Annotated in this window: 10 protein-coding genes; 8 read left to right on the top strand and 2 right to left on the bottom strand. The window is 37.3% G+C overall.

Translation table 11 applies throughout. The features are described from left to right. Entirely contained in the window at positions 1–1,026 is a 1,026-nt protein-coding gene (locus FNN09_RS16860; protein WP_143303650.1) for a glycosyltransferase family 2 protein, read from the top strand. On the opposite strand, the gene murF is transcribed toward FNN09_RS16860, so the two are convergent. Next, complete coding sequence (gene murF, locus FNN09_RS16865; protein WP_143303651.1) at positions 1,023–2,321, bottom strand: UDP-N-acetylmuramoyl-tripeptide--D-alanyl-D-alanine ligase; 1,299 nt, start codon at positions 2,319–2,321, stop codon at positions 1,023–1,025. The two genes, FNN09_RS16860 and murF, sit on opposite strands and share 4 nt — an antisense overlap. 102 nt (positions 2,322–2,423) lie before the next feature. Beyond that, complete coding sequence (gldJ, locus tag FNN09_RS16870; RefSeq protein WP_143303652.1) at positions 2,424–3,923, bottom strand: gliding motility lipoprotein GldJ; 1,500 nt, start codon at positions 3,921–3,923, stop codon at positions 2,424–2,426. 320 nt (positions 3,924–4,243) lie between these two features. Here gldJ and porU point away from each other — a divergent pair, with 320 nt between their 5' ends. The 7 genes from porU (at position 4,244) to FNN09_RS16905 (ending at position 18,154) form a co-directional block, all read left to right on the top strand. Then, positions 4,244–7,975 carry a type IX secretion system sortase PorU gene (gene porU, locus FNN09_RS16875; protein ID WP_143303653.1) on the top strand — a complete coding sequence of 1,244 codons (3,732 nt, stop codon included), beginning with the start codon at positions 4,244–4,246 and terminating at the stop codon, positions 7,973–7,975. Between the two features lie 89 nt (positions 7,976–8,064). Further along, positions 8,065–9,210, top strand: coding sequence for a type IX secretion system outer membrane channel protein PorV (gene porV, locus FNN09_RS16880; protein WP_143303654.1), 1,146 nt, complete (start codon positions 8,065–8,067; stop codon positions 9,208–9,210). A 221-nt stretch (positions 9,211–9,431) separates the two neighbouring features. Then, positions 9,432–9,914: a 2-C-methyl-D-erythritol 2,4-cyclodiphosphate synthase gene (ispF, locus tag FNN09_RS16885; protein ID WP_143303655.1), complete on the top strand. Its 483-nt coding sequence runs from the start codon at positions 9,432–9,434 to the stop codon at positions 9,912–9,914. A gap of 10 nt (positions 9,915–9,924) precedes the next feature. Further along, positions 9,925–10,209, top strand: coding sequence for a co-chaperone YbbN (locus FNN09_RS16890; protein WP_255434152.1), 285 nt, complete (start codon positions 9,925–9,927; stop codon positions 10,207–10,209). A gap of 56 nt (positions 10,210–10,265) precedes the next feature. After that, complete coding sequence (locus FNN09_RS16895; protein WP_143303657.1) at positions 10,266–12,095, top strand: outer membrane protein assembly factor; 1,830 nt, start codon at positions 10,266–10,268, stop codon at positions 12,093–12,095. Position 12,096: 1 nt separating this feature from the next. Next, complete coding sequence (locus FNN09_RS16900; protein ID WP_221932524.1) at positions 12,097–15,939, top strand: translocation/assembly module TamB domain-containing protein; 3,843 nt, start codon at positions 12,097–12,099, stop codon at positions 15,937–15,939. A 7-nt stretch (positions 15,940–15,946) separates the two neighbouring features. Then, positions 15,947–18,154 (top strand): lipopolysaccharide assembly protein LapB, encoded by a 2,208-nt coding sequence (locus tag FNN09_RS16905; protein ID WP_143303659.1) that lies wholly within the window; start codon positions 15,947–15,949, stop codon positions 18,152–18,154.

The raw sequence follows: 18,154 nt of genomic DNA on the forward strand, positions 1-18,154 counted from the left end.
ATGTCAAAAACGGCTGTTGTTATCCTTAATTGGAATGGTAGAGCTTTGCTAGAGAAGTTTTTACCAATTGTGGTCAAGCATTCGAATATTCCTGATGTTGATGTTATTGTGGCTGATAATGCATCGACAGATGAGAGTGTGAACTTTTTGAATGAGCACTATCCAATGATTCGGATAATTGAGTTGGATAAGAACTATGGATTTGCCGGAGGGTATAATAAGGCATTACAAGAGCTTGACGCTGACTATTATGTATTGCTTAATAGTGATGTGGCACCAGAAACCAATTGGTTAGCTCCTTTGATAAAGGCAATGGAAGAAAATGATAAGCTTGGGGCATGCATGCCTAAAATTAGAGCTTATCATGTGCCGCAGAGCTTTGAGTATGCGGGCGCATCAGGAGGTTTTATTGACATCTTTGGTTATCCTTTTTGCCGTGGGCGCATACTTGATAGCATAGAGGAGGATAATGAGCAATACAACGAGCCTATGTCTGTCTTTTGGGCTAGTGGTGCTGCTTTAATGATAAATGCCCAACTGTATAAAAAATCTGGAGGTTTGGATGCCAGTTTTTTTGCTCACATGGAAGAGATTGATTTATGTTGGAGAATCCGCAACATGGGATATGATATTCAGGTTATACCATCGTCGGAAGTGTTGCATGTTGGTGGAGCAACGCTGAGTCAGCAAAGTTCGCATAAAACGTATTTGAATTTCCGCAACAACCTATTGATGTTAGTGAAAAACCTGCCAGGAAATATCGTTCTACCCATTGTTTTTATGCGCATGGTTTTAGATGGTGTGGCTGGTCTACACTTTATTCTGAAAGGCGAGTTAAAGTTCTTTACGGCTGTTTTAAAGGCGCATTTTAGTTTTTATGCTCGATTACCTAAAGTAATTAGTCAGCGTAAATTAACGGCTGAATGGAGGCCTAAAGGAAAGCACAAAGAAATCTATCCGCGCAGTATAATTTGGGACTATTACATAAAGGGTATTCGTCGCTTTAGTCAGTTAAGGCACTTCTAAATATATTCCAGTATCTCCTCTAATTTATTACTCCTCGATCCTTTAATTAAGATGTATGAATTTTGGAATGGACTTTTTTTAATTCTTGAAATTAAGCTTTCATTATCAGTGAAATGCTCAATGTTTGATGTGTCGATGGATAGCTTATCGAACTCTTGCCCTATCAACATTGCTTTATCAAATTGTAAGTTGCTAATTTGAGAAATCAGTTTTTTGTGCTCGCTTATGCAGTCATCGCCCAATTCTTTCATACCTCCTAAAATAAGAACTTTGTTGTTGGCTTCAATGTTGGCGAAGTTCTGTATGGCTACCTGCATGCTCGATGGATTAGCATTGTAGGCATCCATGATAATTTGGTTGCTATCCGACTGAATAAATTGTGAGCGATTGTTTGTTGGCGTATAGTCTTGAATGGCCTTGTTAATGTCGTTTGTAGAAACACCTAAATGGTGTCCAATGCAAATAGCTGATAGTATATTTTCAAGGTTGTAGTCGCCAATTAGTTGTGTGCTAGCTTGTTTTTTTGTGTTATCTACTGTTTGCCACTCCAACTCAATAAATGGATTATTGTTGGTTATATGTCCCTTGATGGAGCCGCTCTCTATACCATACTCTGTCCTGTTGGATATTGTATTGGCCATTTCTTGTAGGTACTCATTATCTTTGTTGATAAACAAAAAACCGTTGTTATTTTTAAGGTATTGGTAAAGTTCTCCCTTAGCCGTTTTAACACCTTCGAATGAGCCAAATCCCTCCAGGTGTGCTTTCCCAACATTTGTTATGAGTCCATAGTTTGGTTCAGCAATTTTACAAAGTAATTCAATTTCACCAACGTGATTAGCTCCCATCTCAACAATGCCTATGTCTAACGATTTATCCATGCTCAATAGGGTAAGAGGCACCCCAATATGATTGTTGAAATTACCAGATGTAGCTTTGATGTTAAATTTCTTTGCTAGCACTGCCGCCACAAGCTCTTTTGTTGTTGTTTTTCCGTTAGTTCCGGTAATTGCAACGATGGGTATTTCGAGGTATCGTCGATGAAAGTTGGCCAACTCCTGAAGCGTTTGTAAAGTGTCATCAACAATGAATGTATTTTTATTAGCAGCCAAAGCAGGGTCGCTAACAATGGCAAAGGCAGCACCCTTGTTCAATACATCAAGAGCATATTTATTGCCGTCAAAATTGTCTCCTTTTAAGGCGATAAAAAGTGCATTGGTGTTATCTCCTCTGCTATCGGTTGATACTTTAGAGCAAGATAAAAAGGCTTGATGAATGGCTGCAATTTGACTCATTGTTGTGTCTTTGTTGTTTGATACGATCTGTTCTCGAAAACAAAAATAAAAAAAGAGGCTAACTTAAAAAGCTAGCCTCTTGATAATATTCTGCTATAAGAATTATTTTTTTGCATTGCTTACAGGACTTCCTACACGAGTCATTGCACATCGGAAACCTAAGTCGTCACGACTCTCTCTCTCGTCTAAGTAACGACGAGCACCAGGAGCTAACCAATAAGCACGGTCTCTCCAACCACCACCTTTGTATACTCTTGAGCGGTCAGATACCAAGCTACCCAAGCTGCTGTTTGGCGATCCGGCATACATGTTACCTGTGTTGTAGTCACCATCATTCCAGTCAGTACCGTTAGCTGCATTAGAGGTGGCGTCACCATCTGCGAAGTTACGGTTATCGGCTGTTCTATAGTTTTTACGATTAAGGATGTCTTTGTCTTCCTCGTTGCGGTAACGAATGCGTCCAAGGCTATCTTTTTCTACGATATATCCTTCTTCATCCAAAACTTTTTGTTGGAATACGTTACCTCGATATGGGCTAAACTCCTCAACATCTTCAAAAGATAAAGGACGATAAACATCAGCAACCCACTCGTTAACATTACCAGCCATACAATATAAACCGTAATCGTTCGGATAATATGATTTTACCTGAACAGTGATGTCTCCACCATCATTAAGGTTACCAGCCATACCCATCATATCACCAGCACCTCTAACGAAGTTAGCCATCATTTTGCCACGTTCATTTTTATCAGCATTACGTGTGATGTGTCCATCCCAAGGGTAAATACGACGATTGGTCATGCGCTCATCGTATGAGTTGCCAATTAAACCAAGTGCAGCGTATTCCCATTCGGCTTCTGTTGGTAGGCGGTAGCGAGGTAATAATATACCATCATCCCAACGTACTCTACGTGTATCGTTGTTTGGATTCAAGTCTTCAACTGGGTTTTTTCCTTGAATACCTTCGTATTGCCCATATAAATATGCTTCGGTGTTGAAGTTATTTTCTCCAATCTGATTTACATCAAATTCCATAATGCCTTCATCCACTAAAATCATTTCATTAACACGGTCAGTACGCCATTTGCAATAATCTTGCGCTTGAACATGACTAACACCAACTACCGGGTAATCAGCATATGCTGGGTGACGTAAGTAGTTTTCTATCATTGGCTCATTGTAGGCCATCGGACGACGCCAAACCAATGTGTCAGGTAGTGCTTTTCGGTACACCTCTGGATAATCAACATAAACACGCTGGACCCAAAAAAGGTATTCCAAATAGTCAATGTTTCTAACTTCCGACTCATCCATGTAAAATGAAGGAACGGTTACTCTGCGTGGGGCATTATTCCATTCGTATAAAACATCTTGTTCCACACGACCCATAATAAATGTACCACCCTCAATAAAAATTAATCCAGGTCCTGTTTCTTGCTCATAGCCCGACTTATACTCAAATCCACCATTGTCAGGGTTGTTATACTCCCAACCTGTTGCCGAAGAAACAGTTTTGTTTCCTCCGCCCTTACTACATGACGATAAGCCTAGTAAGCTAAAAGCTAAAACAGCTAAAATAACTGCGGTATTTAATCTCATAGCACTTTGATATTGTATTCTATTTATCAATTATTTACGAACTCCAGAGTTGCTCATCGTTATTGGGCAACTGTCTACTTTATACTGCAAAAATATAAAAAGGTTATACCTAAGCTTCTATTTCAGTCTTTTTTTTAATGCTTGCCCAATACGATTAGGCAATTTTTCAAGATTCAAAACGTTAAAAATATAAATTTCTTGTACAGAAGAGCCTATTTTTATGTTTTTTGATGAACTTTTAGGCGTATTCGTAGTATAATTGATAGTGTAATAGTTGTTGTGAGCGCTTTTATAGCGTTTGTTATAAGGGAAAATAAGGAATGAAAAGATTACTATATATAATTCTCATATTTTGTTGTCACTTAGGTTTATCTGCTGAAGGTATAAAAGGCGATCTCGTTTTTAAATGGGTGGATGTTAATAATGAGGGGATGCGCCCTTTTGTTCTTGAGGAATATGAAGGCGTGCACGATGTGACACAACTACCAATGAGGTTAACGATTATACCATTGGGAGCTGATGTAAATATTGACTCTATTAAAGTAGCTTATTCCTTTGAAAGTATTGCGATCGATTCGGATATGCAATTGGCAGCTTTGGCAAATTTTAATCCGCTTGACTTAACTGTTGTAACGCAAACAATTTCATGTATACGTGGAGAAAACTATTTGCAATTGGAATGGTTGCCGATTGTGTTTGATGAATTGGAACAGCGTTATCGTAAAATTACGAATGTAGAATATGCCGTTACGATGGCAAAAAAGCAAGCGGTTTCTATACTCAAAAGCAATAAAGCATCATTGGAAAGCTCTGTGCTGGCGCAGGGTAAATGGGTTAAAATTAAAGTGGGTGAAACAGGGGTGCATAAAATACCATATTCACAATTAACAAGTTGGGGGTTTTCAAAGCCTGAAGCTGTTAATGTGTTTGGTAATGGTGGAAATATGTTGCCACGATCAAATACAGCTTTTCGACATGAGGATGTGGTTGAAAATGCCGTGCTTCATTCTGGTAATGCCATATACTTTTATGCCCAAGGTTCTACCGCCTGGCAATATAACAGCCAGCGTAAAATGTTTGAACACCGTTTACACGATTACACCGATGAGGCCTACTATTTTTTATCTGAAGAGAATGGAATTGGAAAAAGAGTTGCTCTTAGTGATAAAATGAGAGATACCTTTAATGCAGAAACCAATGAATTTGATTCCTATCATTTTTATGAGTTGGAAAATCAAAACCTCTTAAAATCAGGAATTGAGTGGTACGGTTTAAGGTCCGATCCAGGTAAAACAAGGACATACTCGTTTAATTTCGAGAATAAAACATTCGATAGTGATGTGAAGATTCTAACGCATGTTATTGCACGTAGTAATGTTAACTCATATTACGAAACGATCGTAGACGGAGCGGTGATTCAGAATATAAATATTACCAAAGTAGATTATGGTAATCAAGTGGGTGCATTTGCTAATGAAGGAATTGCCTTTGGTACTTTTTCACCTATCAATAATGCTTTTGATGTCAATCTAAAATATAATTCAAGTTCTAATGGAGCAAGTGGGTGGCTTAGCTCTATTTGTTTAAATGTCAAAGAAACTATTAAGGTAAGTGATCAATTAAGTTTTCGTAATGCAGATTTATATGGAGCCGGTTTATCAACGCGTTTTTATATCGATGGAGTTAATAGTAATGTGTTGCTTTGGGATGTTAGTGACTGTGTTGAGCCCCGCGAAATTACCATTGAAGATTATGCTGGAGTAGATGGATTTACCTATTTAACCGATGAGCTTTGTGAATTTGTTGTTTTTGATAAATCAGCTAGTTTGCCACAACCTCAATTTGAAGAAACATTGGAAAATCAGAACATACGAGCGTTGCCAGTTCCTGATATGCTTATTGTAGCTCATCCACTATTCGAAGATGAAGCACGTCGCTTAGCAACGATCCATCAGGAACACTCAGGGCTACATTCTGAAATAGTTTTTCCTTATCAAATTTATAATGAGTTCTCATCAGGGTCTCCAGATATCAGTGCTATACGTGATTATGCCCGCTACCTTTATAAAAAGGATGCGAAGTTTAAATATATGCTTTTGTTTGGTGATGGTTCTTTTGATAATCGTACAAACAGTGAAGAAAATACGAACTACATATTGACTTATCAGTCAGATAATTCAATAAATATTAAAAATTCCTACGTCACAGATGATTTTTTTGGATGTTTAGATGATAATGAAGGGAATAACATCTTGTATGATAAGCTCGACATTGGTATAGGTCGATTTCCTGTGAGTGATACCGAGCAAGCCAAAGTGATGGTTGATAAAGTGGATACGTATCTTAACTCAAGTGCAGTAGGGCCATGGAAAACAAAAATAACTTTCCTGGCTGATGATGGAGACTCTAATCTTCATATGTCACAGGCTGATGGCTTGTCAACACAGGTGTATAATGATCATCCATCATTCAACCACGATAAAATATACTTTGATGCATACCCGATCACAACAACATCATCGGGTGATAAGTATCCGGATGTAAATGCTGAAATTAAAAAATGTATCACTGATGGGACCTTGCTTTTTAACTACACCGGGCACGGAAGTGAAAGGCAGTTGGCTCATGAAAATGTATTGGATATTACAGCCATTAAATCATTCACAAATATGGATCGACTGCCTGTATTTGTAACCGCTACTTGCGAGTTTAGTCGATTTGATAATTTTCATGAAACATCAGCAGGAGAGTGGGTTGTTCTTTCGTCACTTGGTGGAGGTGTGTCGTTGTTAACTACTACTCGTATTGCATGGTCTTATGAGAATTATCAGATTAATAAAAGTTTCTACAAAAATATTTTTCAAAAAACCGAGAGTGGTGAAAAAGTGCGTTTGGGCGAGGTGATAATGGAAACCAAAAATGCGATTGGTAATAGTGTAAATAAGTTGAATTTTACATTGTTAGGTGACCCTGCTTTGCAATTAATTTACCCAACAGGTGAAATTAATACCAAAAGTATTAATGGTGTTGAAGATCCAGAACAAAGAGAGCCGATTAAAGCTTTGTCAATTGCCGATGTAGAAGGGGAGATTCTTGGTTCTACTTCTACAAATTCTGAGGTGTCCATGGTAGTGTATGATAAGCCAATTACTGTGAAGACTTTAGGTAATAAAGGGGCGGTACCTTTTAGTTATCAGGTCTATCAAAATCAAATATATAACGGAGTGCTTGATACGGATGGGCAGCATTTTTTAGCATCATTTATTGTGCCGAAGGATATTCGTTATAATGTTGGCGAGGGGCGTGTAAGCTATTATGCGTTTGATGAAAGTGGAAGAGAATATTTTGGTGCCGATAATGAGGTTTTGATAGGAGATGTATCAGATAACCCACCCCACGATACGGAAGGGCCAACAATTACTATGTGGTTAAATGATCCAAGTTTTGTTGATGGTGATATAACAGGTTCGCAGCCGGTATTGCATGCCGAATTTCACGATGAAAGCGGGGTTAATATTAGTGGCGTTGGAATTGGCCACGATATTACGCTTGTCATCGACGATCAACGCTCTCTTCCTAAAATGCTTAATAGTTATTATCAAAGTGATAAGAATAGCTTTAAAAGCGGACGACTTGTATATCAATTGCCACAGTTGGCCGAAGGTAAACACACCTTGGAACTTAAAGCGTGGGATAACCTTAATAATTCATCAGTTGCTTCACTTAGTTTTGAGGTGCATTTAGATGGCGCATTAAAAATAGAAAATGCTTCAGTATACCCGAATCCTGTTGAACCAGGTATAAGCACCAAAATATACTTTGAGCACGATGCACCCAATATGTTGCTTGATGTAACATATGCCGTCTATAGTCTGAGTGGTCGTTTAATAGAACAATATGAAATACAGCAGCCAGCCATAGGAAACGCCATTAATCCAATTGAATGGACTCCGGGTAACTTGCAAAAAGGTTTATATATTCTGCAGTGTGAAATTAAATCTCCGGAAAACCAAATTGGAAGATTCTCAAAAAAAATACTTGTAGTTAGATAATAAAAGTAGACTTTTGCAGTTCTTTAATTACTTGCCTAAATCTTAACGATAGTTTTTGACGAAGAAAGTATTATATAATGGATCAGAAAATGAAGCAAACATTTATGAAGATAAGCCTTGTTTTGGCTTTTGTAATGTGTTGGAATGTAATAAGTGCCCAAAGTGATGGCAACAATGCTATTACCACAGCAGCACCTTTTTTAAATATTAATCCAGATTCACGTTCGGGTGGTATGGCCGATGCTGGAGTTGCCTCCTCACCAGATATGAATTCGCAGCATCTAAATCCTGCAAAATATGCATTTATCGATGGCGAAATGGGTGTGGCGATATCTTTTACACCATGGTTGCGTAAGTTGGTTAACGATATAAACATGTATTATGCATCGTTTTATTATCGTTTAGATAAGATGCAAACAGTAAGTGCCTCATTACGTTATTTTTCACTTGGTAATATTGATTTTACCGATGAAAGTGGAAACATCATGTACAGTGGTAAACCTAATGAGTTTGCGCTTGATGCAGCCTATTCACGTGTTTTATCTGATAAGTTTTCTGGTGCAGTAGTCTTTCGTTATATTAGATCAGATTTGACCAATGGCTATTCAAACGGAGGTGGTGATTTGGAAGCAGGTAATGCCTTTGCTGCCGATATTGGTTTTTACTTTAAGCAGCCATTACGAGTTGATCGTAAGGATGCTGAGATTAGTGCTGGTATTAACATCTCTAACATTGGTTCAAAAATTAGCTACGATGGAATTAATAAGGAATATATTCCAACTAATTTAAAAATAGGAGCAGGTTATCAAATGGAGTTGGATCGTTACAATGCAATTGCATTTAATCTAGATTTTAATAAACTACTAGTGCCATCGAACCAAATTAGACCTGATGATGCTGATGAAGATTGGGTAGATCCTAATAAAGATAAGTCGGTGCCTGCTGCAGTTTTTGGCTCGTTTAGTGATGCGCCAGGTGGTTTTCAGCAAGAACTCCAAGAGATTACTATTTCGGCAGGTTTAGAGTATTGGTATAATAAGCAGTTTGCTTTACGTGCAGGATACTTTCATGAGCATGAGAATCAAGGTAACCGAAAGTTTGCATCAGCAGGTGCTGGTCTGAAATTTAACATGTTTACCTTAGATGCTTCATATATTATTCCATTGGTGCAGAATAACCCATTGGGTAATACAATGCGTTTTTCTTTGTCATTTGATTTAAGTGATATGCGATAACAACAATATTCATTATATTTGAAAAGACCTTAAGGAATTTCCTTAAGGTCTTTTTTTTTGTTAGTGTCAATTGAATTTGTCCTGATAGTCACCTATCAAGTTTATTTAAAATTTGAAAGGATATTGAATTTCATGAGACGATTCATAAGAGTAATTTGTCATACAGTAGAATGACAAAACTGGCGAGTTCCGTAAAGCAAATGAAAGTAAATTATAATCATATGAAGATAAGAGTAGGTTTTGGGTATGATGTTCATCAATTAGGCGAGGGAGAAGAGTTGTGGATTGGCGGGATTAAAGTTGAACACACAAAAGGAAGTATAGGACACTCTGATGGAGATGTATTGATTCACGCGATTTGTGATGCCTTACTAGGAGCTGCCAATAAGCGCGATATTGGTTTCCATTTCCCCGATACGGATGCTGAGTTGAAAGGAATCGATAGCAAAGTGTTATTGAAAAAAACAGTTGAGATAGTGCAAGGTGCAGGTTATGAGATAGGTAATGTAGATAGTACCATTGCATTGGAACGACCAAAGTTGAAGAACTTGATTCCTGAAATGCAAATTACATTGGCCAATGTAATGGGTATTGAAATTGATGACATAGCCATTAAAGCTACAACAACTGAGAAGTTAGGCTTTGTTGGGCAACAAGCTGGCATAGCTGCCTATGCAACGGTTCTTATTGAGCGTACCAAATAAATGTAAAAAGATGAACTTAGCCGAATTGAAATACTTTTCACACCAACGTTGTTCTGTTTGTAAGGTTTTAAAGCCCAAAATTGAAGAGTTGTTGAAAGCGAAATTTCCAAAAGTGAAATTTGAGTATGTAGATATTGAATTAGAGCCATCTGTAGCTGCTGATCATCAGGTTTTTACTGCCCCAACTATTTTGGTGTTTTTCGAAGGAAAGGAATACTATCGCTTTGCACGTAACCTTTCAATTGAACAATTGGAATCATCAATTTCACGACCTTATCAACTTTTATTTGAATAAGAAGGTTGGTTTTCATTTTATTACTGTAAATTATATTTTTATCGAAATGCCAATCCTTGAAAACTAGATTACTACTCATATTACTTTCTCTACTTTCAATAACTGCTAATGCTCAGGAGTTATTGAAAATTAGGAAAATATCATTTAGTGGGAATAGTGCTATAAGTGGATCTAAGTTAAAGGAAGAAATTAATATTGAAGCCTCAAGCAAGTTTAATGAACGCTTTTTTGATAAAGAAGCCGACCTGTATACCTTACCTTTATATGAGGAGAACTTAAACCGAATACGTTACGCCTATCAGAAAGAGGGATTTTTAAACATTAGCTTTAACGACCCTATCGTTAAAGTTACGCGAAAGAATAAGGTTAAATTAACTTTCAAAATCAATGAGGGTGAGCCCATAAAGGTTTCCAGTATTCTTTTTACAATTGATTCTGTTGTTAAAACGAAAGAATTATTATCTAAAAAAACACAACGAAAACTCAAATTGCAATCTCAATTGAAAGTTAATAAGCGCTTTCGGGATGAGTGGTTTTATGAAGACAAAAACTTTATCGGTGAAGAGTTTAATAACATGGGGTATGCCTATGCACAAGTAAAGCATAAGATGGCGGTTGATACCTCCTTGAATACCGCTGATATCAATTGGCTTATTGATAGTGGTAAAGATTGTTATTTTGGGCCTATTATGGTGCAAGGTAATGAAAGGGTTAAAACTAAGCGTGTTATGAAGCAAGTGCGATTTAAAGAGGGCGATGCTTGGTCGAAGTATGAGATTGATGAAACTCAAAAGCAAATTTATAACATTGGAATGTTTAGGGTCGCATCTATTAAAACATTAATAAGTGATGAAAAACCCGATACTCTCCCTACCCTTATAGTCTTAAAGGAAGCTCCACGTTGGATTTCGCGCTTTGGTGTTGGATATGGTCGCGAAGATAAGTTTAGGGTATTTGCCGATATACAATATTTGGGGTTTCCAACGCGTACGGGACGGTCAAGTTTATATGCAAAGCATTCAGGTTTAGAGCCATATAATTTTCAATACAAGTTTACCCAGCCAGCTGTTATTCTTCCCTTTAACTCAATTATTGTTAATCCCTTTATAATGAAACAGCATGAGCCGTCGTATCAAATAGAACGAACGGGGGTTAACCTTACCTTTTTGCAGCATTTTTCAGAACAATTTAATACATCGGTTAATTTTTACATTGAGGAGGTAAATTCTGACTCAACCGTTGTTGAACCTACTCTAACTATTTCGGATTATAGCGATGGAGCAGATAGTTATAGCAAATCTGGTTTTGCCCTGGGTTTTATCTATTTTAATGGGGAACCGCGTCTTGATCCAGTAACTGGTTTTTCCCTTGCCTTTAATATAAAACGGAATGGCACTTTTGTTGAAGAATCAATACCATTTTACCGTAGTTTAATTGAGTATAAGAAATATTGGGGCATAAAGCCAGGCACAACACTTGCCTTTAAAGCCAAATTAGGGTATGCCCGAATGGTTTATGATGACGGATTGGTTCCTGTTGAAGAACGTTTCTATGCCGGGGGTAGTTATTCTGTTAGAGGTTGGGCGCGTTCTCAATTAGGGCCAAAAGATGATGCGGGTGTGCCAACCGGAGGTAATAGTTTGTTAGAAGGTAGTATTGAGTCTCGTCATTTGATTGCACCAAAATTGGTTTTTGCTGCTTTTGTCGATGCAGGTAATGTTTGGCACGATTCATTTGGATATCGTCTTGATGATTTACACTATGCAGCTGGAGTTAGTATACGTTTTAAAACCCCTATTGGCCCTGTTGGGATTGATGTAGCTAAGCCAATATTTGATGAAGAAAAGAAGTGGCAATTACATTTTAATATTGGTAATCCATTTTAGTATGATAAAGAAAATATTGAAATATGGATTATTCATCATCAGCTTCATTTTGATACTGATTGTGGGTTTGTTGGCTTATACACAAACTAGTCTTTTTCGCGAGCAATTACGAGTGAAAGTTTTACAACTAACCAACCCCTTGTTTAATGGAGATATAGATGTTGGACAAATAAATGGCAACTTATACCAAACGATTCACTTATCGGATGTGTCCTTAATAGAGGGAGATTCCACCGTAGCAAATATCGATTCACTGTATGTAAAGTATCAACTTATAGATTTAAAAGACAAGCATATTAGAATTGATACCTTGTATATTCACTCTCTACATTTCAATTTGTGGTACAAAGATACCGCCAAGATGCATTTGATGTACGTGCTCGATAAACTGGTTAAAAAAGAACGAACTAAAACACCATTTTTCCCAGTAATACTTGATTTTGGTTACATAGAGATTGTTGATGGAGCGGGAAAATATCAAATGAAATATGGAGCTGAACCCATTCAATTTTCTGATTTCGAATTAAGCGCAGATGCTTTTTTTAAAAACAAACATGTAGAGGTTGATTTGCACCATTTGCACACCAGTGCAAAATCTCCTGATGTTAATTTAGAGAATGTGAGCGTTCGATTTAAGAAGATGGGGCGCTATATGGAGTTTGACAGCCTAATGCTTAAAACGAACCACTCCCAGCTAGTTGGAAGTGGTAGTTATTCCAATCGAGGAGATTATCATGTTAATATACAGGCTGAGCCAATTGCTAGTAACGATATTAGTTCTGTGTATTCTGGTATCGGCATAAAAACAATACCCGATTTAAGGGTGCGTGTCGGGAAAGAAGGTACAGCCCTAAATACCAGTTTGTATGCTTTTAATGGAAGCAAAAGTTTGGGTCTGAAAGGTATAGTATATGATTTAACTCAAGTGCTAGCTGGAGAACTTAATCAGATTAAGTATGAGGCTGTTCTTGCATTTAATCAATTTGTTCCTGAAGAATGGATTGATATTAAGAGAACAGGTGCCTATTTAAATGGCTCATTGGATATAGTTGGAGATGATATTTTGGACTATAAAGATGACCTTAGGATAGAGGCACGATTTAATAATTCGTCTTATAATGGTACGGTAACAGACACCTTGCACTTCGATGCGATACAAGCAAATAATGTGGTTGATGCGAGTGTTTTACTTGTTTATAACCAAAGCAGGAGTAATGGAGAGTTAGTTATTAACGACTTGTATAACGTTCCCATCTATACGGCTGATTTTATTACTCAAAACCTCGATTTAGAGGCGATAGAGCCCCGCCTGGAAAACACAGTCGTTAATGGTCAAATTAGCATTTCAGGCACTCGCATTTTATCTGGGAACAGGCAGTTTCAAACCAAAGCCAACTTAAACAATGGAACAATTTATAATGTGGGTTTTGATTCTTTGTTGGTGCAAGGGCGTTTAAATAATGGATTATTACAATTAGATACACTTGGCATTATAACGAGTGATCATAATGCCGTTAGCTCAGGGGAATATCATCTAAAAACCAAAAGGTTTGAGGTGGAAGCAGTGGTGCAAAGCAAAAGTTTTCCTTTTCTCAGTGGGATGGATATTCCCGATATTGATTTTGACCATTCATTGATTGATGCGAAAGTAAAAGGGACAGCGAAAGATTTTGATTATTCTGCCAATGTATTCCTTTATGATGTCAATGCTATTGGATTGTATAGCGATACTCTATATGGCGAAGTAGAAGGGCGTTTTAAGCCCGATTCTATAAGCTCCTTTGGGACAATTGGCTTAAATAATTTACTAAATCCGGTACAAGAGCTTGATACTGTATCAATTAATTATAGTTATGGTCAGGATCGCCTAAATACACAAGTTTTGTTTAGCCGAGAAGATACGCTAGATGGAATGATTGATACTGAATTAGCATTTGGAGATACTTTAGTTGCTAAAGTCTATCGTGGGCAAATCGACCTGCCTTTTGCGCGGTTTTACATGCTAGATACGGCAAAGCAAATATTAATTCATGATAACTTTATCGAGTTTAATCATTTTACTTTTAATGATAGCTTAGATGATAATTTTAAATTCGAGCTCGATGGTTTACTAAGTATGAGAGATAGTGCTGACTTTACGCTGGATGTAAACCATTTAAACTTATACCTCTTCAATAAGTTTATTGCCAATGCCGATACAGTCAGTGGTAAGGTATCGGCCGACTTTGCCTTAAGCGGAAGTCCAGGGGCATATTTTTTAAATGGCAGTTATAACATAATGAATCCACATTATGGAGTTGCTGCACTTCCATCTATTGACGGAGAGTTGTTTTTTGAGAATGACACTTTCTTGGCAAATGGCTGGTTGCCCGATTTAGATAGTAGCCTTTACTTTAATGGTGCTGTTCCGCTTTTTTTGGATGTAAATGAAGAAGGAGAATTCGATTTTAAAGGGCCTGAAACCTTTAAGGCAGAAGTGGAAATTGATTCCTTAGCTTTCGAATTACCCGAGATTGAAGAATATCGTCATTTAGAAGCTAATGGCGTTTTTAATGGAACCCTAGAAGCCAATGGCACCTTTTCAAAACCACAATTTTTTGGACAGGTGAAAATTGAAGACGGTAGGCTTACCGATCAGAAGCAAGGTATTTACTATAATGAGATGTTCGGGCAGGTTAGTTTTATGGATAATAAAGTGTTTGTAGACACCGTTAAGATATCGACTGAAGATGGCTATTTTGCGTCTGATGGCTATATTGAATTTGATTCAACATTGATTTCAGGTAAACTAATCGCAACCGATATTAAGTCCGATATTAAAAATTTTCATGCCATTCAACACAAAAATTCTGATATCAATATAAGTGGTAATCCATATTATAAATCTGAAGAAGGCGAAGATCCTCTTTTTGGTGGTCGAATTACGGTTAACCGTTCTGTGTTTAATTTGTCGGATTTAATTAAAACGGATGAGCAAGCTCAATATGATGAAAATGAGCCTCTTCTGCTTGTTGCTATTCATCAAAACGATTCGAGCTATATGCTTGCCGAAGAAATAGAGGAAAAGGAAAAGTCAGCGTTCATGAAAGAGCTGAAGGGGCGCCTAAGAATTGATATTCCTCGCAGTGCATGGTTAAAGGGTGACGATATGAATATTGAGATTGCTGGAGATCTTGATATAGCCAAAACAACCGATTATTTTGAATTATTTGGCGATGTTGAAGTTGTGCGTGGTCATTATATTTTATATGGTCGTAAGTTTAATATTGATGTAGGGGTCATCACTTTTATGGGGGGAGAGAAGCCCGATCCAAGACTGGATATATCAGCTTCTTACACGTTTAGGGGTAGTGACAAAGAAAAACATGAGTTAACGCTATCCGTTACAGAGTATTTGTCTGAACCCAGAATTTTGTTTTACCTTGATGATAATCCTATTTCACAATCGGATGCTGTGTCAATTATGATTTTTGGTAAAACAATGGACGAGTTAAGTTACGATGGGCAAAATGGTATTATTGGTTCAGTAGGGTCTAATGTATTGGCCAATGTTATTACCTCGTCTTTAAGTTCAACAATTGGCCAGCGCTTTAAGTTGGATATGATTGAAGTAAACTCAACGGAAAACTGGCAAAGTGCAGCTTTTGTGGTTGGAAAATACATTACCAACGACTTGTTTGTTATTTACCAGCGGGGCTTTGGTGAAACAGAAGATGATGAAATAACCCCCGAGACCATTACTTTGGAATATGAATTAAATAAAGTTTTATTCTTCAGATTGCAGAGTGGTAGTTCCAAAACATCAGGTTTTGATGTAATTTTGAAATTCGAATCAGATAAATAATCGGATCATGATGAATGTTACGGAGATTAAGAAGAGCCATGCAAATGTTTGCCAGGCCTTAGCTAAGAAAAACATTAAAGAAAGTCTTGATTTAATCAGAGCAATGGTTGTGGAGTCTCAAAATGGAGATTTAATTGACGACCATTATAACATTGAGTTTACTTATAAGAACATTTTAAAATACACAGTTGAGGGCATTTCAGACCCAGAGCGGCAAAAAATATATAACCATTTAGTGCGTGATGTTTATCGTTTGGGCGATAAGGTTGCTGATGTTTTATTGAGTAAGTTTTCAAGTGATGTTGTATTCGAACACCGTAAAAAGTATCAAGCTAAGAACATGACTGAATTGATTGATGAAATCAATTCTATTTGGAGTGGTATTGATTTGAAAAAAGTGGTTGATAGTCAGGCCGAAAATAGTGTCGAATTGCAGAGTAAAATAGTTGATTTGTTTAATTATGTGTGGGGAAAAGTGCATATCGATAACGATGATAAAAAACTTATTAGCGATTTGATGTTTAAGAGTGGCATACCTGTTCATTACAAAGCGGTGCTTGTCGGCGGTATTAACCTATCGTTAATGAGTGCTTTTTCATACGATTATCTGCAGCTCCTAATTGAATTATGCAAACATCCCGATGATGCGATTGCGGGAAGAGCCATGGCAGCCCTTTTGTTAGCCCTAGATAAATACGATGCACGTTTGCCCTTGTATCCCGAGTTATATACTCAATTATTTATGATGATTGAAGAAGGTTCTTATCAGTCCTTGGTGCAAAGTATTGCCATTCAGCTGATTCGTACGCGTGAGACCGAGCGGATATCACAGAAAATGAATGAAGAGATATTGCCTGAAGTAGTTAAGTTACATCCTAAATTATCTGATAAATTAGATCTTGATAATTTAATAAGCGATAGCCTGGCAGAAGGTAAAAATCCAGACTGGGAAGATGTTTTTAAAGATTCGCCTAATCTGATGAATAAGATGGAGGAGTTAACGCAATGGCAAATGGAGGGCGCTGATGTATTTCTATCCACTTTTAAACACCTAAAGCACTTCTCTTTTTTTAATGAAACAGCCAACTGGTTACTGCCATTTTACCCTACTCAACCACAAGTGTTAGAAGCTTTGCACTCTGAAGATAAAGTTTTTAGTAGTGAGTCTTTATTGGATGGTTTGAGTGCTTCTCGATTCTTATGTAATTCAGATAAATACTCCTTAATTCTGAGTATCCCTCACATGCCAGGCATGCAAAAGGAGATGATGGGGCAAATGTTTTCTGCTGAAATTGAGCAGATGATGGAAATGCAAAAGGATGAGCAGGCCTTGCAGGGTAATCATAAAAAATTAGTGGCAAGCAATCAATTTATTCAGGATTTATACCGATTGTTGAAGGTGCACCCTCAAAAACACCAATTCAATGATGTGTTTGTACGAAAAATGGATTTTCATAAGCGATGGTTCTTCAATCAGTTGTTTGATGATACAAATTCATTGCGCGAAATAGGGGAATATTATTTCAAGAAAAACTACTTTGAAGATGCCTTGGAGATAATGGAAATTGTAAGGAGTAAGAGCCCTGAGGCTACAGACGTCATTCAAAAAATAGCATTCTGTCATCAGCAACTTAAGAATTATGATGAGGCCTTAAAGTATTATTTACAGGCCGATTTGGTGGGGGCACAAAGTGTTTGGAATAAAAAGAAAATAGCACTGTGTTATCGGCATTTGAAGAAGACAAAGAAGGCATTAGGCTATTACCAGGAGGCAGAAAAGGTGAGTCCTGATAATTTACATACTCAAGTATCTATTGGTCATTGCTTGTTGGAGCTCAATGATTTTGAACAAGCATTAAAGTATTACTTTAAAGTTGAGTACCTCGATCCAGGAAATAATAAAGTAGGTCGTCCTATTGCCTGGTGTTCTTTCGTAGTAGGTAATTTTGATCAGGCTGAAAAGTACTATCACAAGCTTATTGTATCTGAAAAGAACAAGCACGACCTCATCAATATTGGGCATACCCTTTGGTGTAAAAAACAACGTAAAGAGGCGCTATCGTACTACCAAATGAGTATTCAGCTACCAGATCATTCGCTGCAGGAATTTATTGATACGTTTAACGATGATATCCCACACTTAAAAAGGCATGGTATCGATTCGGGTGACATCCCTTTAATGTTAGATCAAATAAGGTATTCGCTGGAAAACTAA

This window comes from Carboxylicivirga sp. M1479 (genome assembly GCF_007097485.1).
In the GTDB taxonomy this organism is placed as follows: domain Bacteria; phylum Bacteroidota; class Bacteroidia; order Bacteroidales; family Marinilabiliaceae; genus Carboxylicivirga.

Coding starts and splice junctions, on each gene's coding strand:
- porU (WP_143303653.1), top strand. CDS start 4,244: ATGAAAAGATTACTATATATAATTCTCATATTTTGTTGTCACTTAGGT.
- FNN09_RS16900 (WP_221932524.1), top strand. CDS start 12,097: ATGATAAAGAAAATATTGAAATATGGATTATTCATCATCAGCTTCATT.
- ispF (WP_143303655.1), top strand. CDS start 9,432: ATGAAGATAAGAGTAGGTTTTGGGTATGATGTTCATCAATTAGGCGAG.
- FNN09_RS16890 (WP_255434152.1), top strand. CDS start 9,925: ATGAACTTAGCCGAATTGAAATACTTTTCACACCAACGTTGTTCTGTT.
- FNN09_RS16905 (WP_143303659.1), top strand. CDS start 15,947: ATGATGAATGTTACGGAGATTAAGAAGAGCCATGCAAATGTTTGCCAG.
- murF (WP_143303651.1), bottom strand. CDS start 2,321: ATGAGTCAAATTGCAGCCATTCATCAAGCCTTTTTATCTTGCTCTAAA.
- gldJ (WP_143303652.1), bottom strand. CDS start 3,923: ATGAGATTAAATACCGCAGTTATTTTAGCTGTTTTAGCTTTTAGCTTA.
- FNN09_RS16860 (WP_143303650.1), top strand. CDS start 1: ATGTCAAAAACGGCTGTTGTTATCCTTAATTGGAATGGTAGAGCTTTG.
- porV (WP_143303654.1), top strand. CDS start 8,065: ATGAAGCAAACATTTATGAAGATAAGCCTTGTTTTGGCTTTTGTAATG.